The 26,538-nt window shown below is 70.6% G+C and carries 22 protein-coding genes; 14 read left to right on the top strand and 8 right to left on the bottom strand.

What is annotated here, in order from left to right; all coding sequences use genetic code 11:
- The first annotated feature begins 57 nt into the window (after positions 1–57).
- A complete protein-coding gene (locus ABZS69_RS20555; RefSeq protein ID WP_355374503.1) occupies positions 58–3,222 on the top strand; it encodes a PDZ domain-containing protein in 3,165 nt (1,054 codons plus the stop codon).
- A gap of 457 nt (positions 3,223–3,679) precedes the next feature.
- On the opposite strand, the gene ABZS69_RS20550 is transcribed toward ABZS69_RS20555, so the two are convergent.
- Positions 3,680–4,789, bottom strand: a complete 1,110-nt coding sequence (locus tag ABZS69_RS20550; RefSeq protein WP_355374500.1) for an aminotransferase class I/II-fold pyridoxal phosphate-dependent enzyme — start codon at positions 4,787–4,789, stop codon at positions 3,680–3,682.
- Positions 4,790–4,854: 65 nt separating this feature from the next.
- On the opposite strand from ABZS69_RS20550, the gene ABZS69_RS20545 reads away from it, so the two are divergent.
- The 3 genes from ABZS69_RS20545 to ABZS69_RS20535 all read left to right on the top strand — a co-directional run bounded on the left by ABZS69_RS20545 (position 4,855) and on the right by ABZS69_RS20535 (position 7,423).
- Positions 4,855–5,700 carry an aminoglycoside adenylyltransferase domain-containing protein gene (locus ABZS69_RS20545; RefSeq protein ID WP_355374498.1) on the top strand — a complete coding sequence of 282 codons (846 nt, stop codon included), beginning with the start codon at positions 4,855–4,857 and terminating at the stop codon, positions 5,698–5,700.
- Positions 5,701–5,847: 147 nt separating this feature from the next.
- Positions 5,848–7,188 (top strand): glycoside hydrolase family 43 protein, encoded by a 1,341-nt coding sequence (locus ABZS69_RS20540; RefSeq protein WP_355374495.1) that lies wholly within the window; start codon positions 5,848–5,850, stop codon positions 7,186–7,188.
- Positions 7,189–7,315: 127 nt separating this feature from the next.
- Positions 7,316–7,423: an AbfB domain-containing protein gene (locus ABZS69_RS20535; RefSeq protein ID WP_355374492.1), complete on the top strand. Its 108-nt coding sequence runs from the start codon at positions 7,316–7,318 to the stop codon at positions 7,421–7,423.
- A gap of 417 nt (positions 7,424–7,840) precedes the next feature.
- Here ABZS69_RS20535 and lexA read toward each other — a convergent pair whose 3' ends face one another.
- A complete protein-coding gene (lexA, locus tag ABZS69_RS20530) occupies positions 7,841–8,548 on the bottom strand; it encodes a transcriptional repressor LexA (RefSeq protein ID WP_221520107.1) in 708 nt (235 codons plus the stop codon).
- 1,087 nt (positions 8,549–9,635) lie between these two features.
- Between lexA and ABZS69_RS20525 the strand changes: the two genes are divergently transcribed.
- The 4 genes from ABZS69_RS20525 (at position 9,636) to ABZS69_RS20510 (ending at position 14,144) form a co-directional block, all read left to right on the top strand.
- Complete coding sequence (locus ABZS69_RS20525) at positions 9,636–10,076, top strand: hypothetical protein (protein ID WP_355374489.1); 441 nt, start codon at positions 9,636–9,638, stop codon at positions 10,074–10,076.
- Complete coding sequence (locus tag ABZS69_RS20520; RefSeq protein WP_355374486.1) at positions 10,067–10,378, top strand: LysM peptidoglycan-binding domain-containing protein; 312 nt, start codon at positions 10,067–10,069, stop codon at positions 10,376–10,378. The genes ABZS69_RS20525 and ABZS69_RS20520 overlap by 10 nt, the downstream gene beginning before the upstream one ends.
- Before the next feature lie 458 nt (positions 10,379–10,836).
- Positions 10,837–11,292: a transcriptional regulator NrdR gene (gene nrdR, locus ABZS69_RS20515; RefSeq protein WP_111183346.1), complete on the top strand. Its 456-nt coding sequence runs from the start codon at positions 10,837–10,839 to the stop codon at positions 11,290–11,292.
- Complete coding sequence (locus ABZS69_RS20510) at positions 11,289–14,144, top strand: vitamin B12-dependent ribonucleotide reductase (protein WP_355374483.1); 2,856 nt, start codon at positions 11,289–11,291, stop codon at positions 14,142–14,144. The genes nrdR and ABZS69_RS20510 overlap by 4 nt, the downstream gene beginning before the upstream one ends.
- A gap of 218 nt (positions 14,145–14,362) precedes the next feature.
- Here ABZS69_RS20510 and ABZS69_RS20505 read toward each other — a convergent pair whose 3' ends face one another.
- Entirely contained in the window at positions 14,363–15,181 is an 819-nt protein-coding gene (locus ABZS69_RS20505) for a glycerophosphodiester phosphodiesterase family protein (RefSeq protein WP_355374480.1), read from the bottom strand.
- Between the two features lie 156 nt (positions 15,182–15,337).
- Here ABZS69_RS20505 and ABZS69_RS20500 point away from each other — a divergent pair, with 156 nt between their 5' ends.
- A complete protein-coding gene (locus ABZS69_RS20500; protein WP_355374478.1) occupies positions 15,338–16,747 on the top strand; it encodes an MFS transporter in 1,410 nt (469 codons plus the stop codon).
- Here ABZS69_RS20500 and ABZS69_RS20495 read toward each other — a convergent pair.
- The gene (locus ABZS69_RS20495; protein WP_355374475.1) at positions 16,695–17,162 is read right to left on the bottom strand and encodes a PPOX class F420-dependent oxidoreductase; all 468 of its coding nucleotides are present in this window, start codon (positions 17,160–17,162) and stop codon (positions 16,695–16,697) included. The two genes, ABZS69_RS20500 and ABZS69_RS20495, sit on opposite strands and share 53 nt — an antisense overlap.
- A gap of 106 nt (positions 17,163–17,268) precedes the next feature.
- On the opposite strand from ABZS69_RS20495, the gene ABZS69_RS20490 reads away from it, so the two are divergent.
- Genes ABZS69_RS20490 through ABZS69_RS20480 form a run of 3 tightly spaced genes read left to right on the top strand, consistent with a single transcriptional unit; the run spans position 17,269 to position 20,280 of the window.
- Entirely contained in the window at positions 17,269–18,480 is a 1,212-nt protein-coding gene (locus tag ABZS69_RS20490) for an amidohydrolase (protein WP_355374473.1), read from the top strand.
- Between the two features lie 57 nt (positions 18,481–18,537).
- Positions 18,538–19,611, top strand: a complete 1,074-nt coding sequence (locus ABZS69_RS20485; RefSeq protein WP_355374470.1) for a PrsW family intramembrane metalloprotease — start codon at positions 18,538–18,540, stop codon at positions 19,609–19,611.
- Between the two features lie 48 nt (positions 19,612–19,659).
- A complete protein-coding gene (locus ABZS69_RS20480) occupies positions 19,660–20,280 on the top strand; it encodes a pyridoxamine 5'-phosphate oxidase family protein (RefSeq protein ID WP_355374468.1) in 621 nt (206 codons plus the stop codon).
- A 42-nt stretch (positions 20,281–20,322) separates the two neighbouring features.
- Here ABZS69_RS20480 and ABZS69_RS20475 read toward each other — a convergent pair whose 3' ends face one another.
- From ABZS69_RS20475 to ABZS69_RS20465, 3 genes are all read right to left on the bottom strand, one after another.
- Positions 20,323–20,490: a hypothetical protein gene (locus ABZS69_RS20475; protein ID WP_355374466.1), complete on the bottom strand. Its 168-nt coding sequence runs from the start codon at positions 20,488–20,490 to the stop codon at positions 20,323–20,325.
- Positions 20,491–20,566: 76 nt separating this feature from the next.
- A complete protein-coding gene (locus ABZS69_RS20470) occupies positions 20,567–20,704 on the bottom strand; it encodes a hypothetical protein (RefSeq protein ID WP_355374464.1) in 138 nt (45 codons plus the stop codon).
- 140 nt (positions 20,705–20,844) lie between these two features.
- Complete coding sequence (locus ABZS69_RS20465) at positions 20,845–21,288, bottom strand: carboxymuconolactone decarboxylase family protein (RefSeq protein ID WP_355374461.1); 444 nt, start codon at positions 21,286–21,288, stop codon at positions 20,845–20,847.
- Between the two features lie 88 nt (positions 21,289–21,376).
- On the opposite strand from ABZS69_RS20465, the gene ABZS69_RS20460 reads away from it, so the two are divergent.
- Positions 21,377–24,844 carry a protein kinase gene (locus tag ABZS69_RS20460; RefSeq protein WP_355374458.1) on the top strand — a complete coding sequence of 1,156 codons (3,468 nt, stop codon included), beginning with the start codon at positions 21,377–21,379 and terminating at the stop codon, positions 24,842–24,844.
- Positions 24,845–24,867: 23 nt separating this feature from the next.
- Here ABZS69_RS20460 and ABZS69_RS20455 read toward each other — a convergent pair whose 3' ends face one another.
- The gene (locus ABZS69_RS20455; protein ID WP_355374455.1) at positions 24,868–25,317 is read right to left on the bottom strand and encodes a hypothetical protein; all 450 of its coding nucleotides are present in this window, start codon (positions 25,315–25,317) and stop codon (positions 24,868–24,870) included.
- Positions 25,318–25,396: 79 nt separating this feature from the next.
- On the opposite strand from ABZS69_RS20455, the gene ABZS69_RS20450 reads away from it, so the two are divergent.
- Complete coding sequence (locus ABZS69_RS20450) at positions 25,397–26,494, top strand: MFS transporter (RefSeq protein WP_355374453.1); 1,098 nt, start codon at positions 25,397–25,399, stop codon at positions 26,492–26,494.
- The last annotated feature ends 44 nt before the right edge of the window (positions 26,495–26,538 follow it).

Genomic DNA, 26,538 nt, shown 5'->3' with positions numbered 1-26,538 from the left:
GGCCGTTCGGGGGAGAATTCTTGGGCTGACCTTGGCATCTGGCATTAGTGTGCACGTGTGACAATTGGCGCATACCTCAGATACCCGCATGTCCACGGTGACGTGGTCACGTTCGTGGCCGACGACGATGTCTGGCTGGCTCCCCTGTCCGGAGGCAGGGCGTGGCGGTTCACCGCCGATCGCGCATCGGTGTCGCACCCGAGATTCTCGCCCGACGGCACGCGCATCGCGTGGACGAGCGACAAGGAGGGCGCACCGGAGGTGTTCGCGGCCGGGATCGACGGCCCCGAGGGCGAGCGGCTGACCTACTGGGGTAACGGCACGACCGGCGTGCGCGGCTGGACCGCCGAGGGCGACGTGCTGGCGGTCACCTCGGCCGGGCAGAGCGAGCGGGGCCGGAACTGGGCGTACGCGGTGCCGCTCGACGGTGGTCCCGCCACGCGCCTGCCGTACGGGTGGGTCAGCGAGGTGGCCGTCAGCGGCGCGCGGGTCGCCACCGTGTCGCCGATGTGGCGCGAGCCGTCGCAGTGGAAGCGGTACCGGGGCGGCACGGCCGGCAAGATCTGGGTCGACGCTGAGGGCGACGGGGAGTTCGTCCACCTGTTCGCCGACAGCACAGCGCAGTACTGGGCGGTCAACTGGGTGGGGGACCGGCTCGTCTTCCTGGCCGACATCGACGGCGTCGGGAACCTCTACTCCGCCCTGCCCGACGGCTCCGACCTGCGCCGGCACACCGAGCATGAGGAGTTCTACGCCCGCCACGCCACCGGCGACGGGGAGCGGGTCATCTACAGCCACGCCGGTGAGCTGTGGCTGCTGGAGAGCCTGGACGCGGAGCCGTACCGGCTGGAGGTGACGCTGGGCGGGCCGCGGCCAGGGCGGGCCAAGCGCCCCGCGCCGCTGCGGGCCGGCGCGTTCTCGCCGGACGCGGGCGGGCGGGCCAGCGCCGTGGAGATCCGCGGCACCGCCCACTGGGTGACCCACCGCGACGGGCCCGCGGGCGCGCTGCGGGCACAGGCGGGCGTCCGGGTACGGCTGCCGCGCGTGCTCGGCGCGGACGGCCGGGCCGTGTGGGTGTCGGACGCCAGCGGCGAGGACGGGCTGGAGATCGGCACGCCGGGCGGCGAGATCACGACGCTGGCCGCCGGGGAGCTCGGACGGGTGCTCGAACTTGAGGCCGCGCCGGACGGCAAGCACGTGGCGGTCGCCACGCACGACGGGCGGCTGCTGGTCGTCGACATCGAGTCCGGAAATATCCGGCAGCTCGACCGGACCACGCAGGGGGACGTCAGCGGGCTCACGTTCTCGCCCGACTCGGGGTGGCTGGCCTGGACGCACCCGCAGGACGAGCCGCTGTCGCAGATCAAGCTGGGGCGGGTCGACGGGACGTCGGTGATCGACGTGACGCCGGTGCGGTTCTCCGACTTCGACCCGGTGTTCACCAAGGACGGGAAGCACCTGGCGTTCCTGTCGGTGCGGACCTTCGACCCGGCGTACGACGCGCACGTCTTCGACATGGGCTTCCAGGGCGGGTGCAAGCCGTACATCGTGCCCCTACGGGCCACCACGCCGTCGCCGTTCGACCCCTCCCTGCAGGGGCGCGGGTTCAACGGCGAGGACGACAAGCCCGCCAAGGACGACAAGCCCGCCAAGGACGACAAGAAGGACGACGACGCGCCGCGTACCGAGGTCGATCCCGAGGGGCTCTCCTCGCGCGTGGTGCCGGTGCCGGTGCCGGCGGGCCGCTACGGCAACCTGCGTACCGCCAAGGACGCGCTGCTCTGGCTGCGCCACCCCGTCGCCGGGCAGCTCGGCGACGGCACCGAGCCGGTCAACGAGATCGTGCTGGAGCGTTACGACCTCAAGAAGCGCGCCAAGGCCGAGTTGGGCAGGGAGGTGCGCTCGTTCGAGGTCAGCGGCGACGGCGGCCGGCTCGTCGTCAACGGCAAGAGCGGCCTGCAGACCCGCGCCGCCACCGAGGGCGACGAGGTGATCACCATCGACCTCGACCGGATCACCGTGGAGATCGACCCGATCGCCGAATGGCGGCAGGGCTTCCGCGAGGCCGGCCGCCTCATGCGCGACCACTTCTGGCGCGAGGACATGAACGGGGTCGACTGGCAGGGCGTGCTCGACCGTTACGAGCCCCTGGTGGAGCGCATCGGCGCCCACTCCGAGCTGATCGACCTGCTCTGGGAGACGCAGGGCGAGCTGGGCACCTCCCACGCGTACGCGAGCGCCATCGGCAACGGCGTCGACCCGCGCCGCCGCCAGGGACTCCTGGGCGCGGACCTCGCCAGGGACGACGACGGCGTGTGGCGGGTCGTACGCATCCTGCCCGGCGAGTCCTCCGACCACGACGCGCGCTCCCCGCTGCTCGCGCCCGGGGTGGCCGTCCGTCCCGGCGACGCGATCGTCGCGGTGGGCGGGCGTCCCGTGGATCCGGTACGCGGCCCGTCGGCCCTCCTGGCGGGCACCGCCGGCCAGCCCACCGAGCTGACCGTACGGCCCGCCGCCGGCGGGGACACGCGCCGCGTCGTGGTCAGCCCGATCGCGGACGACGTCCGGCTGCGCTACCACGACTGGGTGGAGAGCCGCCGCGCCCACGTCCGGGAGGCCTCCGGCGGCCGGCTCGGATACCTGCACGTGCCCGACATGGTGGCGACCGGGTGGGCGCAGTTCCACCGCGACCTGCGTACCGAGATGGCCTTCGACGGGCTGGTCGTGGACGTGCGCGAGAACAGCGGCGGGCACCTGTCGGAGCTCGTGCTGGAGAAACTCTCCCGCAAGGTCACGGGGTGGACGTGGGCCCGCGGCTACGAGCCGATGCGCTATCCGCAGGACTCGCCCCGGGGGGCGATCGTGGCGATCACCGACGAGTTCGCCGGCTCGGACGGGGACATCGTCAGCGCCGGCATCAAGATCCGCGGCATCGGCCCGCTGGTGGGGACCCGGACGTGGGGCGGGGTGATCGGCATCGACTCCCGCTACACGCTGGTCGACGGGACCCGGGTCACGCAGCCTCGGTACTCGTTCTGGCTCGAAGGGCACGGCTGGAGTGTGGAGAACTACGGGGTGGAGCCGGACGTCGAGGTGGTGATCACGCCGCAGGACCGGGTGGCGGGGCGGGACCCGCAGCTCGAGAAGGCGATCGAGCTGGCGCTGGCCGCCCTCGAAGAACACCCTCCCGCCACGGCGCCACCCCTCCCGCCGCTGACCTGACCCTTTCCCTACACACCACCCTCAACCGCCGCCCCGACCGCCCACCTCGCCGTCGGGGCCACCCCCCCAACCACCGCTCCACCCCACCGGCACTCACCCCGCCACTCTGCTGGCGGCCCTCACCGTTGCCTTGCTGGTGGCTCACGCTGCCACCCGCCGGCGCTCACGCTGCCACCCGCCGGCACTCGCACCGCTACCCCACCGGTGGCTCGCACTGCCACCCCCACTGGCGCTCACACCGGCCCCCGCTGGTGGCTCGCACCGCCGCCCCTGCGCGCCCGCTACGCCGCGCCGTCCCAGGGCGCGCCTCGGCCTCCGCGCAAGGACCGTCCTGCGTCCCCCGGGAGTCCCTCCACCCCGCGCGCCCGCTGGGAGGCGCGACGGCGGGCCGGGCACCAGCCGTCCGGCGGCGTGGCGGGAGTGTCGTGGGCCCGCCACGCCCGCGAAGACCCCCGGGTCAGGGCACCTCGGTCAGGCGGTCGAGGATCTCGGCCAGGATCGCCTCCGTGGTCGCGAAGTTCAGACGGACGTAGTGCTCGCCCCCCGGCCCGAACGCAGCCCCGTCGACCAGGCGCACCCTGGCCTCCCGCTCGTACACCTCCGCCATCCCCGGCCGCCCCACGTTCAGCCACGCCAAGTACGTGGCCTCCGGGACCCGATATCCCACGGAGGCGGGCAGGCGGGAGGCGATCATGCGGCGGTTGCGGTCCAGCAGGGCGCGGGTCGACTCCAGCCACGCGTCCCCGTGCCGCCAGGCCGCCACCGTGGCCTCGACGCCGAAGAGGTTCGCGGAGCCGAACACGAAGGGCGGCTGCGCCTCCAGGGCCTTGCGGACGCCTGCGTGTCCCAGGTGGGCCACCGAGCAGCGGATGCCGCCCAGGTTGAACGCCTTCGTGGCGGAAGTGAGCGTGACGGTGCGTTCGGGGAGGATCGTCGCGAACGGGATGTGCCGGTGCGGCCCGAACGTGAGGTCCGCGTGGATCTCGTCCGCGATGACCAGCAGGTCGTGGCGTTCGGCGTGCTCGGCCAGCCGCGTCAGCTCCTCGCGGGTGAACGAGCGGCCGGTCGGGTTGTGCGGGTTGACGAGCAGGAGCACCCGGCAGGCCGACAGATCGGGCACCTCGAAGCGCCACGAGTCCCCGTCGGGGTGGAGCTGGATCGGGTGCAGGGGCCGTTCCATGACCTTCAGCGTGTCCAGGAAGGGATGGTAGGCCGGGGTGTGCAACGCGACCCCGTCGGCCGGCCGGGTCCAGACGTGGAGGAGGACCTGGAGCGCCTGGTTGAGGTCGTTGAAGGAGCGCACGAGCGAGGGGTCGGGCTGCCAGCCGTACCGGTTCGTCATGCGTTCGGCGAAGGCCTCGGCCAGCGGCCCGGCTGAGGGCTGTTCGAGCCAGGTCGGGTAGCCCAGGTCTCCGGCGGCCCGACGGCGCAGCGCCTCGATCACCTCGGGCGCGGTGGCCAGATCCATGTCGGCCACCCACGCGGGGATGACGTCCGGTGCGACTTCTGACCACTTGATGCCGTCGTGGGATGTCCTGAGGTCTTCAGGGGTATATGCCTCATTCACGCAGCAATTCTAGGATTATCGATTGTGATGAGGCGGCGAGGCCGGTTATGGCAGGCTGGGCGGCGATGATGTCTAACCCCAAGGTCGATGCCATTGTCGAGACCTACCTGTCGGTGGCCGACGCGGAGGCCCCCGGGCTGGTGGAGGGTCTCTATCTGGAGGGCTCGGCGGCACTGGGCGACTACCGGCCCGGCGCGAGTGACGTGGACTTCGTCGCGGTGACGGCCGCGGAGGCGCCGTTCGAGGTGGTGGAGCGCATTCACGACCGGTTGGGCGCGTACCCGTTCGAGGGCTGCTACCTCACCTGGGACGACCTCGGCAGGGACCCCGCGGGGCTCGGGACGCGGCCCCGGGCGCAGGCGGGGAAGATCAACCCCCGAGGCGGCCTCAACCCGGTCACCTGGCACACACTGGCCCAGAACGGTCTGACCTGCCGCGGTCCGAAGCCCGACGAGCTGGATATCTGGCACGATCCAGACGCCCTGGCGGCCTGGACCGACGGGAACCTCGACAAGTACTGGCGCCGCCGGGTGGCCAGGGCTTCTCACCTGGCCTCGCCCTGGGGGCTGGCCTGCCTCGGCGGCTACAGCACGGTCTGGGTGGTCACGGGCGTCGCCCGGCTGCACTACACGCTGGCGACCGGCGAGATCACCTCCAAGTCCGGAGCCGGGCAGTACGCGTTGACGGCGTTCCCCGAGCGCTGGCACCGGGTGGTGAACGAGGCGCTGCGCCTGCGCGAGGAGGACGACACCGCGCTGCCGACGCTTTCGAGCGCGGTCAGCGGGCTGAGCGAGCACTTCGGCACACCCCGGAAGTCTTTGTACGGCTCGCCGTTCGAACGCCGGCGCGATGTGCTCGCCTTCGCCGACCAGGCGATCACGGCCGCGCACGAGCTGTACGCCGCCCGATAGCAGCCCCCGAGAGGGGCATGGGCACTCCACGCGGGTCGCCGGGCATTGACGACGCTCCGCCCCCGGGATACGAATACGCGCGAACGCCATCACCGTGCCGCCCTGGGCACGGTGAGATGTTAACGCTAACACCGCGGAGGCCGCTGGATGCGTACACCTCGAAGCGTTCGCCGGGCACTCGTGGCGCTGGTCGTCGCCGTCGCGGCCGTCGCGCTCGCGCCGCCCGCCCACGCGGTCGGACCCGCGCCGCACTACCTGATGACCGCGTTCACCAACAGCAGTGAGTCGAACATGTACGTCTACGACTCGGCGAACGCCACCACCTACAACCTCATCAGGGCGAACGCCTACACGCCGCCGTCCGGCCTGATCCGCGACCCGAGCGTCATGCGGCACACCGACGGCTACTACTACCTCGTCCACACCACGAACTGGACCGGCGACACCATCGGGTTCGCCCGCAGCGCCGACGCGGTGACCTGGACGTTCCTGCGTAACGTCACCGTCGGGCTGAACGGCGCCACCGGCAGCACCTGGGCGCCGGAGTGGTTCAAGGACTCCGACGGCAGCGTGCACGTGATCTTCTCGGCGTCCACGACGGGCACGGCGGGGCAGTTCAGGCCGTACCGGATCACCGCCGCCAACAGCGCGCTGTCGTCGTGGAGCGCCCCGGTGCCGCTGGGCATCCCCGCGAACTACATCGACAGCTTCGTCGTCAAAGCCGGTTCCACGTACCACAATTTCCTGAAAAACGAGACGACCAAGTACATCGAGCACGCCACCGCCACCTCGCTCACCGGCCCGTGGACGTTCACCGGCACCGGGAACTGGGCGGGCTGGGGCTCCGGCCTGGAGGGCCCGGCGCTGACGCGGCTGCCCGACGGCAGGTGGCGGATCTATTTCGACAACTACACGGGCGGGCGCTACTACTACGCCGACAGCTCGAACCTGGCGTCGTTCGGGGCCAAGGCGGAACTGCCCGGCCTGTCCGGGACGGCCAGGCACTTCACCGTGCTGCGCGAGGACTCCGGCGACGCGACCGCCGTGCCCACCGGCAACCGGTCGCTGCGCTCGGCCAACTTCCCCGACCGGTACGTACGCCACCGCGACCAGTTCGCCTACGTCGACCCGCTCTCCGCCTCCAGTTCGCTGACCGACCGCCAGTCCGCGACGTTCACCGTCACCGCCGGGCTCGCGCACTCCGGCTGCTACTCGTTCCAGTCGGTCAACCAGCCCGGCTACTACCTGCGGCACTACAACCTGCGGCTGACCCTGCAGCGTGACGACGGCTCGGCGATCTTCAAGAGCGACGCCACGTTCTGCGGGCGGGCGGGGCTGGCGGGCGGCGGGACCACGTCGTTCGAGTCGTACAACCTGCCGGGCCGCTACCTGCGCCACTACAACTACGAGATGCGGCTGGATCTGAGGGAGCCGACGTCGGTGTTCGCCTCGGACGCCTCGTTCACGGTCACGTCACCGCTGGCCTGAGCCTGAAGCCGATGCCCGCAAGATCGGCCGCCGTCGTCGTGACTACGCTGCTCATCGTGATCGCCAACCTGCTGTCGCCGGGCCCCGCGCACGCGTCGCCCGCCGCGCAGTACAGCAACCGCTCCCGGTGAACTTTCCCGGCTATTTCGTGCGACATCGGGCCGGGTCGGCGTGGGTGGAGCAGAACGACGGGTCGAGCGCCTTCAAGGGCAGCGCGAGCTTCGTGCTGGAGTAAGCCTGGAGCGTGATGCTGCTTCGTCGGGCGCCGACCGCCGCCGCGCGTGTGGCGGTCAGCCGGTGAGCGCTGAGCTTCCACGTCGGTCGGTGGGCGCTGAGTTTCCTCGCCAGGCGCGGCGACTCACGGATACGGACGACGTCCGGTGCGTTGTGACAAGGCTCGATGGCCGACGCCTGCGACACGCCCGGCGGCCGTCAGGTGCTGCGATCGGCTGAGCATGGGACCACGCGGCGAGCCCTGACAGCCCGGTCCGGATGGGCGTGCCGTGCCCTGCCCGGTCGCCGGATGGCGACGTGGCCGAGCCCGGAGGCGAGATGGAGCCGTACGTACCCCAGGAGGGGGTGTTGTCGGCGCGCGCCGGAACGCGGCGCGAGCGGTATGACGCGCGCCCGAGACCCTCTCGGGCCTGGCCCGCTAGAGGCGGCGCAGGACCGCTACGACCTTGCCCAGGACGCTGGCCTCGTCGCCGGGGATGGGCTCGTAGTTGGGGTTGTGGGGGACGAGCCAGACATGGCCGTCCTTACGCTTGAAGGTCTTGACGGTGGCCTCGCCCTCGATCATGGCGGCCACGATGTCACCGCTCTCCGCCACCGGCTGCTGGCGGACGACCACCCAGTCGCCGTCGGCGATGGCAGCCTCGATCATCGAGTCACCGGCGACCTGCAGGAGGAACAGCGTGCCCTCGCCGACGAGCTGCTTGGGCAGCGCGAAGACGTCCTCCACGCTCTCCTCGGCCAGGATCGGACCACCGGCGGCGATGCGGCCGACAAGCGGGACATAAGCGGCCGTGGGACGGTTGATCGTGGGCTCTTCGTCGGTCGCGTCGGGGTCCACCCACAGCACGGGCTCGCCCGGGAGGCGCACTTCGAGCGCGCGCGGCCGGTGCGGGTCGCGACGCAGGTAACCCTTGCGCTGCAGGGCCGTCAACTGGTGCGACACGCTCGACGTGCTGGTCAGCTGCACCGCCTCGCCGATCTCGCGCATGGAGGGGGGATAGCCACGCTGTTGCACCGAGTCGCGGATGACTTCAAGGATCTTGCGCTGCCTGGGCGTCAGGCCCAGAGAGTCGCGCCGGCGCACCGCGAGGTCGCTGACCCCGTTTGCGCCATCCTGCTCGCTCATGCTCTTCCTCCTCGCCTGGCGGCCCGCCTCACCGGCGCACCTCCCGGTCTGTGGTCCCGATGTCGCACACAGCGACCGTATCGCTGTTGAAGATCATCTTCAAACAATTGTTCGAGTCTTCCTCGATATTGTCGCCAGCGTGGTGTACAACATCGTACGGGAGTTCGATCGACACCGTGTTCGATTTGCTGATCTTTATTTGGTCTTTTCCTCGGGCCGCACGGCAGGAGGTCAACCATGCGAACACCCACAAATACCGACATGACCAGCCAAGACGTCAACCGACTCACGCTCATCGCCGACGCCACGCAGGGTAACGATCGACGGGGAGACAATACGCGGACTGAGGCCGGTTCCCGCGGGAATTCGGGGAAGAGGTTGGGGCCCCGCACGAGTCATGGTGGAAGGCCCCATTTGCGACTGGTGCCGCCGCCGCGTCCGGGTGACGACGCGGACGCCACCGTACCGCCGGGCAGGGGAGGAGCCCGCGCGGACGAGGGCGACGACACGGTGGCCGGCCGGAGATCCGGCGCGGACAGAGGTCAACGGCGCTCGGGCGGGGGTGCCGACGCTGGGCGGGGGATGAGGATGAACGATCGGGGTGCCCGCGCCCCTGCCGGCGACGCGCGGTCGCGGGCGCGTGGACCAGGAGGTTCCGGGACGAAAGGGGGTGCCGGCCCTCGAAGCGGTGGCGCGGGAGACGCGCGCGGCGCTCGGGGTCCTATTCGGGTTGCCGGGGAGGACGTCCGCAGCGCTCGGGGGGCTGGGGAAGTGGTGCTCGGTCCCGGGGGTGGTGTCCGGGGCTCCGGGGAAGGCGTTCGCGGCGTCCGGGGCCTGGCCCGAGGCGCAGGGGAAGGCGTTCGCGGTCCCCGGAGTCCCGCCCGGAGCGCCGGGACGAAGGTCCTTGACCCCGGCGCTGGTGACCGGAGGACTACGGGAAGGGCCTCCGGCCGCGGGAGCGGTGCTCGGGGCGCTGTGAGAAAGCTCTTTGGTCGCGGGCGGGGTGATCGCGGTGCCGAGGGAAGAGTCCTCGGTCGCGGGCGCGATGACAGCAGCGCCGAGGGAAGGGTCCTCAGTCGCGGGAGCGATGACCGCGGTGCTGGGGGAGGGATCTTCGGTCGCGGGAACGGCGACCAGGGCTCAGGGAAAGGCGTTCGCAGTGCTCAGGGGGGTTCCCGAGGTGCTGGGAGAGACGTTCGCGGTGCTCGGGGCGGTAGGGAAGGTGTCCGCGGTGCTCAAGGGCGTGTTCGGAGCCCCGGAGGAGACGTTCGGGGTGCTGGGGGACGTGTCCGCGGTGTTCGGAATGGTGGTGTCCAGGGGGTCGGGAGAGGTCTTCGGGGTGCTGCCGCAGGTGCGCGAGGGGGTGACCGGGCTGCGCGGGGAGGTGCCGTCCGGGCCGGCCGCTCTCGGGGTGGCGCAGTTGGCGGGCGCTGGGGGAGGCGGCGGTGGAGTCGCCGCGTGGCGAGGTGGCGTGAGCGGCGGGCGGTGTCGCGCCTGCGTCGGCGCTCCGCTCCGCCGTTGCGGCTGACCCGGCGCGGGCGGGTCGTGGTGGTGGCCGCGATGGCGTTGCTGTCGCTCGGCGGGTTCTGGCTGGGCACGCGCGCGGTGGGGCAGGCGGCGGTGCAGGTCGTCGTGACCAGCCATGCAGGGTTGCCGTGGGTGGAGGTGCGCGAGGGCGACACGCTGTGGGCCATCGCCACCGCGCTCTCCCAGGGGGACGATCCGAGCCCTGTGGTGGAGGAGATCAAGCGTCTGAACGGCCTGCCCGACTCCCTCATCCGCCCGGGCACCCGCCTGTACGTCCCGAACGACACCGCCGCCTTACGCTGACCACCCGGCCCACGAGTCTCCCTGGGACTAAGGCCGCATGGGCCGCGGGGCCTCACCGGTCGCTGCCCTCATCGGTCGCGGGACCTCGCAGGGTCGTGGTGGGGCTGGTGGGAAGAGGCGTGGGGGTCGGTATCGTTGTGAGGTTTGTTCACGAATGAGCGCGTGCGCAGCTCATGTGGCGCCTCCAGCAGCACAAAGATCACCTCGACGGGCGACACGCCCGAGCCTTGGCGGTGGCGGCGGGCTGATCAGCGACTTCGGTTCGATGGGGTTGCTCAACTTGCGTTCATGGTCGCGCGCTTCTACGGTTGGACCACAACATCTAGTAGTTACACCGATGTAGTTCACCACACCTTGTGTTTTATGTACCGCTCCATGGCTAGCTGTGGAGCGTGCGCGAGCGTCCCTCGACGGCGGTTTCGCGGCGTGTGGTGGCCGCAGGTCTAGGAGGCGAAAGCGTGCACTGTCCGTTCTGTCGCCACCCTGACACGAGGGTCATCGACAGCCGTTCCACGGATGACGGCGCGGCCATCAGACGCCGCCGCACGTGTCCCGAGTGCGGGCGCAGGTTCACCACGCAGGAGACCGTACTGCTGATGGTGAGCAAGCGCAGTGGAGTGACAGAGCCGTTCTCGAGGGACAAGGTCGTCGCGGGCGTGCGGCGGGCGTGTCAGGGCAGGCCGGTGAGTGAGGATTCACTGGCGCAGCTCGGGCAGCGGGTGGAGGAGGCCATCAGGGCCAAGGGTGCGGCCGAGATCCCCTCCAACGAGGTGGGCCTGGCCATCCTGGGCCCGTTGCGGGACCTCGACGAGGTGGCCTACCTGCGGTTCGCATCGGTGTATCGCGGTTTCGAGAGCCTGGCGGACTTCGAGGCCGAGATCTCACAGCTGAAGGCGGAGAAGGGGGAGTCATGACGGAGACGGCCAGCGGTTCAGTCACGCGCGGGGGGAAGCGTCCGCGCAAGGGGCTGAAGATGAAGCGGATCTTCACCAAGCCCGGCGTGCACCCGTATGACGAGATCCAGTGGGAGCGCCGTGACGTCGTCATGACGAACTGGCGCGACGGCTCGATCAATTTTGAGCAGCGGGGCGTCGAGTTTCCCGAGTTCTGGTCGGTCAACGCGGCCAACATCGTGACGACCAAGTACTTCCGCGGCGCCGTGGGCACGCCGCAGCGCGAGTGGAGCCTGAAGGAGCTGATCGACCGGGTCGTCGGCGTCTACACCCGCACCGGGATCGAGCACGGCTACTTCGCCAGTGACGAGGACGCCGAGATCTTCGATCACGAGCTCAAGCACGCGCTGGCGCACCAGGTGTTCGCGTTCAACTCGCCGGTCTGGTTCAACGTGGGCACCAAGTCGCCCCAGCAGGTCAGCGCCTGTTTCATCCTCTCGGTGGACGACCAGATGGAGTCGATCCTCGAGTGGTACAAGGAAGAGGGCGTGATCTTCAAGGGCGGCTCGGGCTCGGGTGTGAACCTGTCCCGCATCCGTTCCTCGAAGGAACTGCTGTCGAGCGGCGGCACGGCCAGCGGCCCGGTGAGCTTCATGCGCGGCGCCGACGCGTCGGCGGGGACGATCAAGTCCGGCGGCGCCACCCGCCGGGCGGCCAAGATGGTCGTGCTCGACGTCGACCACCCCGACATCGAGGAGTTCATCGAGACCAAGGCGCGCGAGGAGGACAAGGTCCGCGCGCTGCGTGACGCCGGTTTCGACATGGACCTGGGCGGCAAGGACATCGTCTCCGTCCAGTACCAGAACGCCAACAACTCCGTGCGCGTCTCCGACGAGTTCATGCGCGCGGTGGAGAAGGGCGGCGAGTTCGGCCTGCGCGCCCGCCTGACCGGCGAGATCATCGAGACGGTGGACGCCCGGGACCTGTTCCGCAAGATGGCCAAGGCCGCCTGGGAGTGCGCCGACCCGGGCGTGCAGTACGACGACACGATCAACGACTGGCACACCACCCCCGAGACGGGGCGGATCACGGCCAGCAACCCGTGCTCGGAGTACGTCCACCTGGACAACTCCTCCTGCAACCTGGCCAGCATCAACCTGCTGAAGTTCCTGAAGGACGACAACACCTTCGACGTCGCGAACTTCGTCAAGCTGACCGAGCTGATCATCACCGCGATGGACATCTCGATCACGTTCGCGGACTTCCCGACCGAGAAGATCGGTGAGACCTCGCGGGCGTACCGTCAGCTCGGCATCGGCTACGCCAACCTCGGCGCGCTGCTCATGGCGACGGGCCACGCCTACGACTCCGACGGCGGTCGCGCCGTGGCGGGGGCGATCACGTCGCTGATGACCGGTGTGTCCTACCGCCGCAGCGCCGAGCTGGCCGCGGTGGTCGGCCCGTACGACGGGTACGCCAGGAACGCCGAGCCGCACAAGCGCGTCATGCGCAAGCACGCGGCGGCCAACGACGACCTGCGCACCGTCGGCTCCATGGACGCGAAGATCCACTCCGAGGCGTCGCGCCAGTGGTCGGAGTGCCTCAAGCTCGGTGAGAAGAACGGCTACCGCAACGCCCAGGCCAGCCTGCTGGCCCCCACGGGCACCATCGGCCTGATGATGGACTGCGACACCACCGGCATCGAGCCGGACCTGGCACTGGTCAAGTTCAAGAAGCTCGTCGGCGGCGGGTCCATGCAGATCGTCAACCAGACGATCCCGCGGGCGCTCAAGCAGCTCGGCTACCAGCAGGAGCAGATCGAGGCCATCGTCGAGTACATCGGCGAGCACGGCCACGTCGTCGACGCGCCCGGCCTGCGCCAGGAGCACTACGAGGTGTTCGACTGCGCGATGGGCGAGCGGGCGATCGCGCCGATGGGCCACGTCCGCATGATGGCGGCCACCCAGTCGTTCCTGTCGGGGGCCATCTCCAAGACGGTCAACCTGCCCGAGTCGGCCACGATCGACGACATCGAGCAGGTCTACCAGGAGGGCTGGCGCCTCGGGCTCAAGGCCCTGGCCGTCTACCGCGACAACTGCAAGGTCGGCCAGCCGCTGTCGGCCGGCGGCAGCGCCAAGAAGGACGAGGCCGCCAAGAAGGACGAGGGCGCCAGGGTAGAGCCCGAGGTCAAGGTCATCGAGGTCAACCGGCCGACCCGGCGGCGCATGCCCAACCAGCGGCCGAGCATGACCACCCGCTTCACGGTGGGCGGTGCCAAGGGCTACATGACCGCTTCGTCCTACCCTGACGACGGGCTCGGCGAGGTCTTCCTCAAGATGTCCAAGCAGGGCTCGACGCTGGCGGGCGTCATGGACGCCTTCTCCGTCGCGATCTCCATCGGCCTCCAGTACGGCGTGCCGCTGGAGACGTACATGAGCAAGTTCGTCAACATGCGGTTCGAGCCGGCCGGGATGACGGACGACCCGGACATCCGGATGGCGACGTCGGTGATGGACTACATCTTCCGCCGCCTGGCCCTCGACCACCTCCCCTACGACGAGCGGGCGGCCCTGGGCATCTTCTCGGCGGCCGAGCGCGCCGCGCAGCAGCGCGGCGAGGACCCGGCGGCGCTGCAGGAGGCGGTGGACCGCGAGGCCCTGGCTCAGTCGGCGCCCATCGAGGAGAAGCCGAAGGCCGAGGTGGAGGTTGAGTCGGAAGCCAGGCAGCTGCCGGTGGTCGAGGAGCTGACGCTGGAGAGCCACCAGCGCTTCGTTGCCGACGCGCCGCTCTGCATGACCTGCGGCACCAAGATGCGGCCGGCCGGGAGCTGCTACGTCTGCGAGGGCTGCGGCTCCACCAGCGGCTGCAGCTGATCGGTTATGGGGGGAGGCGGAGGCGAGCGGATTCGGCTCGCCTCCCCTCATGCCGCTCATGTCGGCTTGGACCCTCATGCCGACTTGACCCCTGATGTCGGCTTGACGCCTCGGGCCGCCTTGGCCGCTCATGCCGCCTTGGCGCGGGCCCGGCCTCGGGGCGGCTCAGGATCCGGCCGACGCCGTCCCGGGTGACTCTGGATCCGGCTGCCCGGAGCTCAGTCCTTCAGTAGGTCGTCCAGGACGTCTGGTTTGTTGGTGATGATGCCGTCCACGCGGTAGCTCAGCATCCGGCGCATGGTGTCCGGGTTGTCCACCGTCCAGGCGAGCACCTCCATGCCGAGGTCGTGCACGCGCCGTACGTACGAGGCCGACAGCGAGGTGTACGGCGGGTTGATCTGGTCGGCGAACTTGGCCAGCCCCGGCAGGTCGGCGGTGGACGGCGTGCCGAGCAGCCCGATCGGCACGTCGGGCAGCAGCCGGTGGAAGGTGCGCATCGACGCCCAGCTGAACGACTGCACCACCAGCCGCCCCGGCGCGAGCCAGCCGGAGTGGCGGCGCAGTTCGGCGGCCACGCGGGCCTCGATGCCCGGGTAGAGCTCCGGCGCCTTGATCTCCAGCAGCAGGCCCAGGCCCGAGCCGCTCATCTCGCGCAGCGCCTCGCCGAGCGTGGGCACCCGCTCGTCCTCGAACTCGTCGGAGAACCACGAGCCGGCGTCGAGCTTGCGGATCTGGTCGAGCGTGAGATCGCCGACCCGCCACGGGGCCAGGTCGGGGTAGACGCGCTCCACGTTGGTCGTACGGGCCAGCGTGGTGTCGTGCATCAGGACCAGTTCGTGGTCCTTGGTCTCCTGGACGTCGAACTCGAACATGTCGGCCCGCTGGTCGTCCGCCAGCTCGAAGGCGGCGACGGTGTTCTCGGGCGCGTACGCGGAGGCGCCCCGGTGGGCGACGTTGAGGACGGCGGTGGCCGCCTCGGCGGGAGTCGTCAGGAGGGTGGACGAGATCACGATCATGACGGCGAGTCGCCTGAACATGGGTCTCCTCGGGTGGGGAGAGACAGTCGACTCGACGATGACCAAATCGCATGACCGCTAGTTGATGGCAGAGTAACCTGCCGGTGCCCGACCGATGAGCATTCGACACGCGACCCTGTCCAGGTGGCCGAATCATGGGGCTCTAGCCTGAATGTCGTGAGACATGGTGGGATGCTGGCCGTACTGCTGGCGGCCTGGTTCATGGCCCAGTTCGACTTCTTCGTGGTCAACGTGGCCGCGCCCTCCATCGAACGCGACCTGCACGCGGGCCCGGCCGCCCTTGAGCTGATCGTGGGCGGGTACGCCTTCACCTATGCGGCCGGCATGATCACCGGAGGCCGGCTCGGCGACCGCTACGGCTACCGGCGGCTGTTCGTCTGGGGCGTGGTCGCGTTCACGATCGCGTCCGTGCTGTGCGGGATCGCCCTCGACCCGGTCCAGCTCGTGGCCGCCCGCCTGCTCCAGGGCCTGGCGGGCGCGGTGATGGTGCCGCAGGTGCTGGCCACGATCTCCGCGGTCTACTCGCCGTCGGAGCGGGCGCACGCCCTCGGCTGGTACGGCGTCGCGGGCGGCCTCGGCTCGATCGCCGGCCAGGTGCTCGGCGGCCTGCTGCTGACCGCCGACGCGCTGGGGCTCGGCTGGCGGGCCATCTTCCTGGTCAACCTGCCCGTCGGCCTGATCGTGGTGCCGCTGGCCATTTGGCTGCTGCCCGAGGTCGAGACGGCCCGGCGGGCCAGGCTGGACCTGCCGGGCGCGGCGGGCCTGGCCGCCGGGCTCGCCCTGGTGCTGGTGCCGCTCGGCCTGGGCAACAGCCTGGGCTGGCCCGTCTGGACCTTCGTCAGCATGGCGGCGGCGGTGCCCGTGTTCGTGCTGACCTGGCGGTGGCAGCAGGTGCTCGGGGCGCGCGGCGGGCAGCCGGTGCTCGACCTGGCGCTGCTCAAGGTCCACTCCTACCTGGCGGGCGTGGGGTCGATCGTCGCGTTCATGGCGTATTTCGCCTCGTTCATGTTCACGCTGACGCTGCTGCTGCAGGGCGGGCTGGGGCTGACGGCCTTCCAGGCGGGGCTGGCGTTCGCGCCGATGGGGGTGCTGTTCTCGGTCACGTCACTCCTGGGGACGCGACTGGTCAGAAGGTACGGGCTGATCGTCGTCATGATCGGCGGCACTGTCACCGGGCTCGGGCTGGCCATGCTGGTGTTCGGGGCGGGGCTGGGCCTGCCGTACATCATGGTCGCGCTCATGCTCGTCGGCTCGGGCAACGGGCTGGTCCTGCCGCAGCTCATCGGCGCGGCCCTGGTGGAGGTCGCCCCGCACCAGGCCGGCATCGGGTCGGGCATCCTCAGCACGGCGCAGCAGTTCGCGGGCGCGGGCGGTGTGGCCGTGATCGGCGCGGTGTTCTTCGCGGTGGCGGAAGGGGGGCACCACGTCGATGCCATGCGCTGGTCGGCGGGCATCGACCTGGGGCTCGTCCTCGTCGTGATCGCGTCGGTGGCCTACAACCGGCACCGCGCCATCAGGATGAGACAGGCAGGGCGGTCCCGTACAGACGCGAGACGCGGATCCTGACGACCAGCCGCCGGTCCTCGACCATCTGCCGCAGGAAGGCGTACGGGTCGTCCATGTTCTGCTGCATCGCGAGGAGTTCCATGCCCACCTCGTCGCCCGGCTCGGCGCTCACCGGCGACAGCTCCGCCTGGCCCTCGGCGATCGCGTAGGACCAGAAGTCGTCGCTGGCCACGTAGAGGGCGCAGCGCGGGTCCTTGTGGAGCTGCCGGACCTTGAGCCGGTCGGCGATGGTCGAGATCCGCACCACGCGCTGGTCCGGGTCCCAGGTGTAGAGGACGGTGGACAGGTGGGGGTGACCGTTGCTCTTGTTCGTCGCCAGCGCGCCGAAGCGCTGCCCGGCCAGCAGCAGTGAGAGTTCCTCGTCGCCGAGGGACAGAGGGTCCGGGCCTGCGCCTGGCCCGTACGTTTCCGACATACGTCCTCTCCATCTGCGAATGCGGATATGTCAGCCTATCCCCGCGCCACTCCACCCATGAGACCTGTACGGGCCCGACGACCCGCCCACCGGTAGGTTACAAATCATGGATTTTGCTATCACCAGCGGATATGTCGTGCCGATCGATGGCGACCCCATCGACGGCGGCACCGTACTCGTCCAGAACGGGAAGATCGCCGCCATCGGCCGGGACGTGGCCGTGCCCGAGGGAACCCCCGTCGTGGACGCCGCCGGCGGCTGGGTGCTGCCCGGGTTCGTCGAGGCCCACGGGCACCTCGGCGTGTACGAGGAGGCCGAGGGCTGGGCCGGCCAGGACACCAACGAGATGACCGACCCGAACGGCGCCCGCCTGCGCGCCCTCGACGCCATCAACCCCGCCGACCTGGCCTTCGCCGACGCGCTGTCCGGCGGCGTGACGACCGCGGTGATCAAGCCGGGCTCCGGCAACCCGATCGGCGGCCAGACGGTCGCGATCAAGTGCTGGGGCAGGTCCGTCGACGAGATGCTGGTCAAGGAGCCGACCAGCGTCAAGAGCGCGCTCGGCGAGAACCCCAAGCGCGTGTACGGCGACCAGAAGAAGCTGCCGTCCACCCGGCAGGGCGTGGCCGCGGTGATCCGGGACGCGTTCATGAAGGCGCAGGACTACAAGGCCAAGCGGGCGGCCGCCGCCGAGGAGGGCAAGCCGTTCGACCGGGACGGCACGCTGGAGATCCTGGTCCGCGTGCTGGACCGCGAGCTGCCCTGGTGCCAGCACACCCACCGGGCCGACGACATCTCCACCGCGCTCAGGCTGGCGGACGAGTTCGGCTACGAGCTGATCGTCAACCACGGCACGGAGGGCCACCTGCTGGCCGACACCCTGGCCGCCAGGGATGTCCCCGTCATCATCGGCCCGCTCTTCACCAGCCGGTCCAAGGTCGAGCTGCGTCAGCGCTCGCTCCGAAACCCGGGCATCCTGGCGCGGGCGGGGGTGCGGCTGGCGATCACGACCGACCACCCCGTCGTGCCGATCCACTTCCTCGTCCACCAGGCCACGCTGGCGGTCAAGGAGGGCCTGGACCCGGTCGAGGCGCTGCGCTCGATCACGCTGAACCCGGCCCGGATCATGGGCATCGACGACCGGGTGGGCGCGCTGCGCCCCGGACTCGACGCCGACGTCGTGATCTGGTCGGGGGACCCGCTGGACGTCATGAGCCGCGCGCTGCGGGTGTTCGTGTCCGGCCGGGAGGTGTACACGTACGCCGACGGCGGGGCCGTCGTGGCGGATCCGTACTACCGCGAATCAAGTGAGCGTTAAGCCGCTGTAGATGCGGGCCGAGCATAGTAGGCGGACCGGCGAAAAGGAGACACCACCATGCCAGTCCAGCGACCCAGCAAGGCACTTCTGATCGGCCTGGTCGTCTCCAGTGCGCTGGCGCTGATCGCGCTGGCCCTCATGCTGTTGTCCGGCGGGCCCGTGGGGTTCGGCCTGTCCGCGCTGCTCGGCGTGGCGCCGCTGCCCGTGCTGCTGGCGGCCGTGCTCTCGCTCGACCGGCTGGAGCCCGAGCCGAAGCTGAGCCTGGCGTTCGCGTTCGCGTGGGGCGGGGGAGTGGCGATCGTGCTGGGCATCGCGCTGTCGGCCTTGGGGGAGGCGCTGTTCACCAGGGCCGGCTTCGGCGAGGCGGTCGTCGACGACGTGGGCACCGTCCTGCTGGCCCCCGTGATCGAGGAGGCGCTCAAGGGCTCGGCGCTGCTGCTGCTCCTGCGCAGGCGACAGGAGATCGACGGGCTGACCGACGGCATCGTGTACGCCTCCATGGCCGGCCTGGGCTTCGCGGCCGTGGAGAACATCGGCTACTACCTGCTCGCCTACGGTGAGGATGGGGCCGGCGGGGCGCTGCAACTGTTCGTGATCAGGGGCCTCATCGACCCGCTCGGCCACCCCATCTACACCTCCATGATCGGCCTCGGCGTCGCCTACGCCCTGACCAGGCGCGGCCCGCTCAGGTTCGCCGCGATCCCGTTCGGCTACCTGTTCGCGGTCTTCCTGCACGGCCTCTGGAACGGCGCCGCCAGCACGAACTCCCTGGCCTGGGTGGCCGCCGCGTACCTCGTGATCATGGCGGCGCTCGTCCTGCTGATCGTCGTGACCGTCGTCGAACGCCGCCAGCTCGTCGCCAGGATGGACGTCTACCTGCCCGGCTACCGGCAGACCGGGCTGATCTCGGAGGCCGACGTCAAGATGCTCGGCACGCTGTCCGGCCGCAAGGCGGCCCGCAAGTGGGCCAGGGGCGCCGGGCTCGGCCGGGCCATGAGCGACTACCAGCAGGCGGCGACCGAGCTGACCCTGCTGCACCTGCGGGCCGAGCGGCAGGGCATGGACCCGGTCCGCTTCGCGGTGGAACGCGACGCGCAGCTGGGCCTGATGGCGAACGCCCGCCGCTGGTGACTCACGCTCTCCCTGACAAAATGGTGACAACTTCCGAAGGGAGAGCATATGAGCTGGGCGGAGATCGGGTCCGAGGCGGAGCTGCGCGAGGTGCTCGGCGAGGTCATGCCGAGGGCGGCGACCAAGGAGCGCGTACGGCTGCACGAGCGTGACCGGGAGTGGCTGGCGGCCTCCCCGTTCTGCCTGATCGCCACGTCGGACCACGAGGGCACCTGCGACGTCTCGCCCAAGGGCGACCCGGCCGGGTTCGTCCATGTCATCGACGACACCACGATCGCCATCCCGGACCGTCCGGGCAACCGCAGGGCCGACGGATTCCGCAACATCCTGAAGAACCCGCACGTCGGGCTCATCTTCCTGATCCCCGGCCGCCACGAGACCCTGCGCGTCAACGGCCGGGCCAGGCTCCTGCGCGACGCCCCGTTCTTCGACGAGATGATCGTGAAGGGCCACCGCCCGCACCTCGCGCTCGTGGTGGAGATCGAGCAGATCTTCTTCCACTGCGCCAAGGCGTTCCTGCGCTCCTCGCTGTGGAAGCCGGACAGCTGGGAGCCCGAGGTCCTGCCGTCGCACGCGAGGATCGTCAAGGACGTGCAGAAAGTGGAGGAGAGCCTCGAACAGCTGGAGAGCTACTACGGCGAGACCTACGCCGAGCGCCTCTACCGCTGACCTCGGAGCCGCCGCTCGGCCATCGGCCGAGCGGCGGTGTTCTCAGGCGGCGGGGGTCGGACCGCCCGGGAAACGGATGACGTTGCGGCCGGTGTAGGCCCGCAGGTCGACCACCTTGGGGTCGGCAGCCTGCTTGCGGCGGTCGGCCGAACAAATCTCGCGGACCTTGTGCCTGGCGATGTGTGGCGGCACCACCACAAGCCTCTTCATCGTGAGCCCCCCGTGATGACTTTGTTACCTATGTTATCTATCGAAGGACCGATAAATCCGGCGTAAAGAGAGCACGTCAGTAGGGGAGCATCCGGCCTGCCGGGGTCCGCAGGTCCAGGTCCGCGGCCGGCTCTGTGGCTGACTCCGCCGCCGGCTCTGTGGTGGGCTTCGTGCGCCGCTTGGTCGTCGACTTCGTGACTCTGACGCGTTTCATGGCCTCCCCCTTTCGAAGCGCGTCCCGCCTGTCCGCTCCGACTGCCGCCGCTCGGCGGCGGCAGGGCGGGCTTCTGTCACCCGCCATGCGCGCCAACCTAACCGGCCACCACCGGCTCTCTCAATGCATTTCTACGAATGTCATGCTCCGGGCGTGAGCCGGGCCGTGACACCGATGCGGTTCCACGCGTTGATCATGGCCAGCGCCACGACGAGCAGTCCCAGCTGCTTCTCGCTGTAGTGCCGCGCGGCCTCCTCCCAGACCTCGTCCGGCACCGCGGCGCGGTCGGCCAGCCTGGTCGCCTCCTCCGCCAGCGCGAGCGCGGCCCGCTCGGCCGGCGTGTAGACGGTCGCCTCCCGCCAGGCGGCCACCGACCAGAGGCGCTCGTCGCTCTCGCCGGACTTCTTCATGTCCCGGCTGTGCAGGTCCACGCAGTAGCCGCAGCCGTTGATCTGGCTGGCGCGCAGCTTGACCAGCTCGATGGTGGCGACCGGCAGCTCGCTCTCGTGCAGCAGCTTCTCCACGGCCAGGAAGTGGTGGTACGCCTGCGGGACCTGCTGCGCGACGTTGATCCGCTGGGTCATATGAGCCTCCTCAGTTCTCTTGCCAGAAGGACAGGATGAACCGCCCAGTTGTGACAACTTCCGCGAAAAGATTCACATCTAACCCGCCATGGAGGCGCTGAGCGCGGGGGATCCCCAGCGCATCGGGGAGTACTGGCTGGCGGGGCGGCTGGGCTCGGGCGGGCAGGGGGTCGTGTACGACGCCTACGATGCCGACGGCAACCGGGTGGCGATCAAGGTACTGCACGCGAACGGCGACCGCGCGATCCGCGACCGGTTCGCCAAGGAGGCCACGGCGGCGGGGCGGGTGTCGTCGTTCTGCACGGCCCGTGTGCTGGCCACCGACCTGGACGGGAGCAAGCCGTACCTGGTCTCGGAGTACGTGCCGGGGCCGAGCCTGGGGGCGGCCGTGCGGGACGGGCGGCGGTTCGGCGGCGACGACCTGCACCGGCTGGCCGCGGCGGTGGCGACGGCGCTGACCGCGATCCACGACGCCGGGGTCGTGCACCGCGACCTCAAACCGGACAACGTGCTGCTCGGTCCCGACGGCCCACGCGTGATCGACTTCGGCATCGCGCGCACGATCGACATGTCGCTCACCAAGACCGGCGAGGTGTCGGGCACGCCGGCGTACATGGCGCCCGAGGTGTTCACGGGGCAACGGGCGGGCGCCCCGGCCGACGTGTTCGCGTGGGGCGCGATCATGGTGTTCGCCGCGACCGGGGAGGACCCGTTCGGCGCCGAGAACCTGGGCAGCGTCATGCACCGGGTGCTCTCGCACCGGCCCGACCTGAGCGCGCTGCCTCCTCGGCTGGCCGCGCTGGTCGAAGCCGCCGTCAGCAAGGACCCGGCGGCCCGGCCCGCGGCCCGCGACCTGCTGCTCGCCCTGGTCAGCGGGAACGGCTCCGACATCAGGGGCCTGCTGACGGCGGGCAGCCGCACCGCCAGGGGTGTGCCCGATCCCGGCCACGCCGACCCCGCGCTCGGGACGATCGCGGAGGACGCCTACGAGTCGCTGGGTCCCGAGGAGCGGGAGGTCGCGGCCGAGGTGTTCCTGCGGCTGGTCGCCGTGGGCGAGGACGGGCACGAGGCGGGGCGGACGGCCGCGCATGAGGAGCTGTTCGGCGGGCGCTCCGAGCGCGAGTCGGAGGCGGTCGAGCGGGTGCTGGCGGCGTTCTCGTACGTGATCGCCGGCGGCGGCGGCGGCTCGGTGGCGCTGTCGCGGCCCGGCCTGCTGCGGGCCTGGCCGAGGCTGCGCAGGTGGGTGGACGCCGACCGAGACGGGCTGGCCACGCTGAACGCCGTCAACGCGGCGGCCCGCCACTGGTCGGACAACGGCCGGCGCGACGCCGACGCGTTCCAGGGCAGCCGCCTGGAACAGGCGCTGAGCTGGGCCGCCACCGGGCGCCGCCATATCACGCTGACCCCACTCGAACGCGACTTCCTGCGCGCCGGCACCGAGCTGACCAAGCGCCGGGCCAGACGCAGGACGCTGACCACGGTCGCGCTGGCCGGGCTGCTCGTGGTGGCGCTGGCGGCCGGCGGGCTGGCGGTCCTGCAGCGCCAGGAGACCGCCCGCCAGCGCGACATCCTCGCCGCCAAGCAGGTGGCCGCCGAGGCCGACCGGATGCGTATCGTCGACCCGTCCCTGGCGATGCTGCTCAGCGTGGCGGCCTGGCGGGTCGCACCGGCACAGCAGGAGGCCCGCTCCAGCCTGGTCGGCTCACTGCAGCAGCAGGAGACGGCCGTCTTCCGCGAGCCGCAGATCAAGGGCGTGGCCGAGCGGTGGCTCAGCCGCGACGGCCGCACGCTGGTCAGCGCCAGTGAGGACGGCGTCAACGTGTACGACGTGCGCACCCGCAGGCTGACGGCGAACTGGCCGGAGATGAAGGTCGACGGGACGATCACGGGTCCGCCCACGTTGAGCCGCAGCGGCCGGCTGCTGGCCGTGACCTCCACGGAGGAGCTGGGCGTCTGGGACTTGAAGACCGGCAGGAAACTGCTCGAACGGCGCATTCCCCCGGCCTTCGAGAACGTCTACACCGCCGTGTTCGGCGAGCACGAGACCACGCTCACGGTGATGTACGCCCACGACGAGATCTCCCACCTGCTCGACGTGTCCACCGGCAGGCGGTTCGGGAAGGGAGTCTTCGAACAGCGCGGCGAGGTGGGGGTGAACGGTCCGCTCGTGGACCCCTCGGGCAAGCACCTGCTGCTGCCGGGAGGGCGCTTCGACCAGCTCTCGCTGCCGGGCTGGCGGGCGGAGCGGCCCTTCCGCGCCTGCGTGGAACATCACGACCTGGCGGCGTTCAGCCAGGACGGCAGGACGCTCGCCTGCGGCAACGGGATCGGCGTCGCCCTCGTCGACGTCGCCTCGGGCCGGGCCTTCGGCGAGACGCTGAGCTGCGAGGTCTGCGGACCCGAGAGCAGCCTGCGCTTCAGCCCGGACGGCCGCCACCTCGCGGCCTTCCACGGCAGGGACGTGCAGGTCTGGGAGCTCAGCACGCGGCGGGTGATCCTCGACTACCGCGCCGAGGGCGAGCTGACGGACGTCGCCTTCGACCCCGACGGCAGGACGCTGCGGTATCTCGTGGACGACGCCGTCGTCAGCCTGGACCTGTGGCCCCGTACGCACAGGACGGCCGCGCCGGGCCCGGTCTCCCTCAGCCGGGACGGCCGGTGGGCGGTGTTCCAGTCCGGCAGGAGGCTTCGGGTCTGGGACGTGCGAGCCGGCAAGGAGACCGGCAGCCTGCTCACCGACAAGGACGACGAGGAACCCGAAGACTTCCACGGAACGAGACTGGCCGTCTCGGACCTCGACGGCACGATCACGCTCTGGGACGTGCGGACCCTCGCGAAGCTCTGGTCGGCGCGGGTGTCCGGGCCCGAGGGCACCCCCGCCGACGTGCACTTCACCGAGGACGGGCGGCGGCTGGCGATGAACGTCGTGTTCTCCACGAACCCGGTGACCAAGGAAGTGGTGCTCGACGCCGCCGACGGCCGCCTGCTGAGCTCGATCGACACCAGGTATCGGGGCGGGCCGCTGCTGCCGGGCGGCACGGCGTACGCGTCACAGCAAGGCGGCAGGTTCGTCGACCTGCGGACCGGAAAGCCCGTGGGGGCCGGGTTCGGGGCCACGACCGCGATCGAGTTCAGCCGGAGCGGGCTCATGGCCGTGACCGAGTCGGTTACCGGGCGGATCGAGCTGTGGTCGGTGGACGGGCCGACCCGGCTGAGCCCCGCCCTGCCCCGGGCCGCCGACGATCTCTCCCTGCTGGCCTTCTCACCCGACGGCAAGCTCCTGGCCTCCCTCACGGAGAAGGGCGTGCTCCAGCTCTGGGACGTCGAGGCCAGGCGCCGGCTCGGCGCGTCCTACCCGTTGCTGGACGGCCCGGCGTCGCTGGCGTTCAGCGCGGACGGGAGCACGTTGTACGCCGGGACGTTCGAGGCCCTGCACGCGATCCCCGTGCGGAGCGAGCTGGTCGCGCGGGAGGTGTGCGCGCGGGCCGGGCGCACGTTGTCGCCCGGCGAGTGGGCCCGGTACCTGGGCGGCGTGCCGTACCAGAACGTCTGCTGAGGGCCCACCCTCCGGCGGGGGCCTCAGCCCTTGCAGTTGCCCCAGGTCGTGCGGCCGCCCCAGGCTTCGACGCGGTTGTTCGGGTCGCGGGTCCAGCCGGCGTACTTCACGCACTTCCACTTGCCGTCGATGTGGCCGGTCTCGGCGTAGAAGCGGTACTTCTGCACGTCTTCCGTCCTGCCGCCGCCCCTGACCTCCAGAGAGGCGCCGGTGACCGTGCGGGTGCCCGTGTACGCGGTCTTGATGGCGGCGACGCAGTTCTTGCCGCTCCGCTTGTTGTACATCAGGTACACATGTCCGAACACCGCGCCTTCGCGGGTCTTCATCGCCCGGTGGCCGTCCTTGACGCGGTGGAAGCCGGGGCCGCAGATGCGCTCGGGGGTGTAACGGGCCGTGGCGGCGGACGCGGCGGATGGGATGGCGATGATCCCGGCCGCGACCAAGGCGGTCGCGATGACCGTTCGGGTGAGCACGAGCTTCCCTTCGGCAGGGGTAATAAGGACATCGTCGATCTTTACTGTCACTTGACCGAAATTCAAGGGGTTGTGGTAAATGCCGCTGATCGCGGTGTGTGCGGCCTGGGCCGTGTTCTGGGGCTCATGGTCGGCCCTCCTGCCTGCCATCAAGCTGGAGCTGGGCCTCTCGGCGGGTGACCTCGGGCTGGCGCTGAGCGCCGTACCCGTGGGGGCCCTGCCCGCGATGGCGCTGACCGGGCGGCTGGTACGCGGTCGCGAACGAACCGCGCTGATGGCGACGACGGCGTTGTTCGGGCTCAGCGTGGCCGGGATCGGGCTGGTGGACACGCCCTGGCAGCTCGCGCTGTCGCTGCTGCTCGTGGGGGCGACCAGCGGGGCGCTCGACATCGCGCTGAACCTGGCCACGGGGCGCGCCGAGCGCGAGACCGGCCGCCGCCTCTTCCAGCCGGTGCACGCGGCCTTCCCGGTCGCGGTCATAGCGGCGTCCCCCGCCACCGGCCTGGCCCGGTCCCAGGGCCTGAGCGTCGGCACGGTCCTTGTGATCATCGCCCTGATCGTGATCGCCGCGTCTTTCACCGTGCCGGCGCTGCCCTCAGGCGAGGGAACGGCTGCCTCGCCAACCGGCTCGGACAAGCGCGGGCTGTGGGGTGCCGTGATCGTGGTGGGGGTGCTGGCGGCCTGCGTACTGGTCATCGAGAACTCGGTCGAGCAGTGGTCGGTGCTGCTGCTGGAGGAGCACCTGGAGGCCACGCCCCTGGTGTCGAGTGCCGCGCCCTCGGTCTACATGGCGGCGCTGACGGCCGGACGCCTGGTCGCGCAGGCGCTGCCTCGGGTGCCGCTGAGGGTGTTGTACCTGGTGGCGGGGGTGGGTGGCGGCGCGGGCATCGCCCTGGCGGGCCTGGGCGGCAGCGTGCCCGCCTCGATGGCGGGCTTCGCGGTGACCGGGCTGGCACTGGGCCCGCTGGTGCCCGCCCTCCTCAGCCGCGCCGCCGCCGACGACCCGAGCGGGACGCTGGTGTGGGGGGTCTCGACGATCTCGTACACGGGTTTCGTGATCAGTCCGCTGCTCGTGGCCGCCCTGAGCGGATGGCTCGGCCTGCCCGCCGCGCTGGCCCTCCTCGGCCTCCTGGGTCTGCCGCTGGTGGCCCGCTTCGCGGTCAGCCGTCGGGTCTGACCGATTGAGGGGGATGTTTGTTGAAATTGGCGGTTCTTTGAGGA

Source organism: Nonomuraea sp. NPDC005650, assembly GCF_040605375.1.
Lineage (GTDB): Bacteria > Actinomycetota > Actinomycetes > Streptosporangiales > Streptosporangiaceae > Nonomuraea.
This window is presented reverse-complemented; position numbering and strand designations above follow the sequence as displayed.

Coding starts and splice junctions, on each gene's coding strand:
- ABZS69_RS20545 (WP_355374498.1), top strand. CDS start 4,855: ATGATGTCTAACCCCAAGGTCGATGCCATTGTCGAGACCTACCTGTCG.
- ABZS69_RS20540 (WP_355374495.1), top strand. CDS start 5,848: ATGCGTACACCTCGAAGCGTTCGCCGGGCACTCGTGGCGCTGGTCGTC.
- lexA (WP_221520107.1), bottom strand. CDS start 8,548: ATGAGCGAGCAGGATGGCGCAAACGGGGTCAGCGACCTCGCGGTGCGC.
- ABZS69_RS20525 (WP_355374489.1), top strand. CDS start 9,636: ATGACCGCGGTGCTGGGGGAGGGATCTTCGGTCGCGGGAACGGCGACC.
- ABZS69_RS20510 (WP_355374483.1), top strand. CDS start 11,289: ATGACGGAGACGGCCAGCGGTTCAGTCACGCGCGGGGGGAAGCGTCCG.
- ABZS69_RS20505 (WP_355374480.1), bottom strand. CDS start 15,181: ATGTTCAGGCGACTCGCCGTCATGATCGTGATCTCGTCCACCCTCCTG.
- ABZS69_RS20495 (WP_355374475.1), bottom strand. CDS start 17,162: ATGTCGGAAACGTACGGGCCAGGCGCAGGCCCGGACCCTCTGTCCCTC.
- ABZS69_RS20490 (WP_355374473.1), top strand. CDS start 17,269: ATGGATTTTGCTATCACCAGCGGATATGTCGTGCCGATCGATGGCGAC.
- ABZS69_RS20485 (WP_355374470.1), top strand. CDS start 18,538: ATGCCAGTCCAGCGACCCAGCAAGGCACTTCTGATCGGCCTGGTCGTC.
- ABZS69_RS20480 (WP_355374468.1), top strand. CDS start 19,660: ATGAGCTGGGCGGAGATCGGGTCCGAGGCGGAGCTGCGCGAGGTGCTC.
- ABZS69_RS20475 (WP_355374466.1), bottom strand. CDS start 20,490: ATGAAGAGGCTTGTGGTGGTGCCGCCACACATCGCCAGGCACAAGGTC.
- ABZS69_RS20470 (WP_355374464.1), bottom strand. CDS start 20,704: ATGAAACGCGTCAGAGTCACGAAGTCGACGACCAAGCGGCGCACGAAG.
- ABZS69_RS20465 (WP_355374461.1), bottom strand. CDS start 21,288: ATGACCCAGCGGATCAACGTCGCGCAGCAGGTCCCGCAGGCGTACCAC.
- ABZS69_RS20460 (WP_355374458.1), top strand. CDS start 21,377: ATGGAGGCGCTGAGCGCGGGGGATCCCCAGCGCATCGGGGAGTACTGG.
- ABZS69_RS20450 (WP_355374453.1), top strand. CDS start 25,397: ATGCCGCTGATCGCGGTGTGTGCGGCCTGGGCCGTGTTCTGGGGCTCA.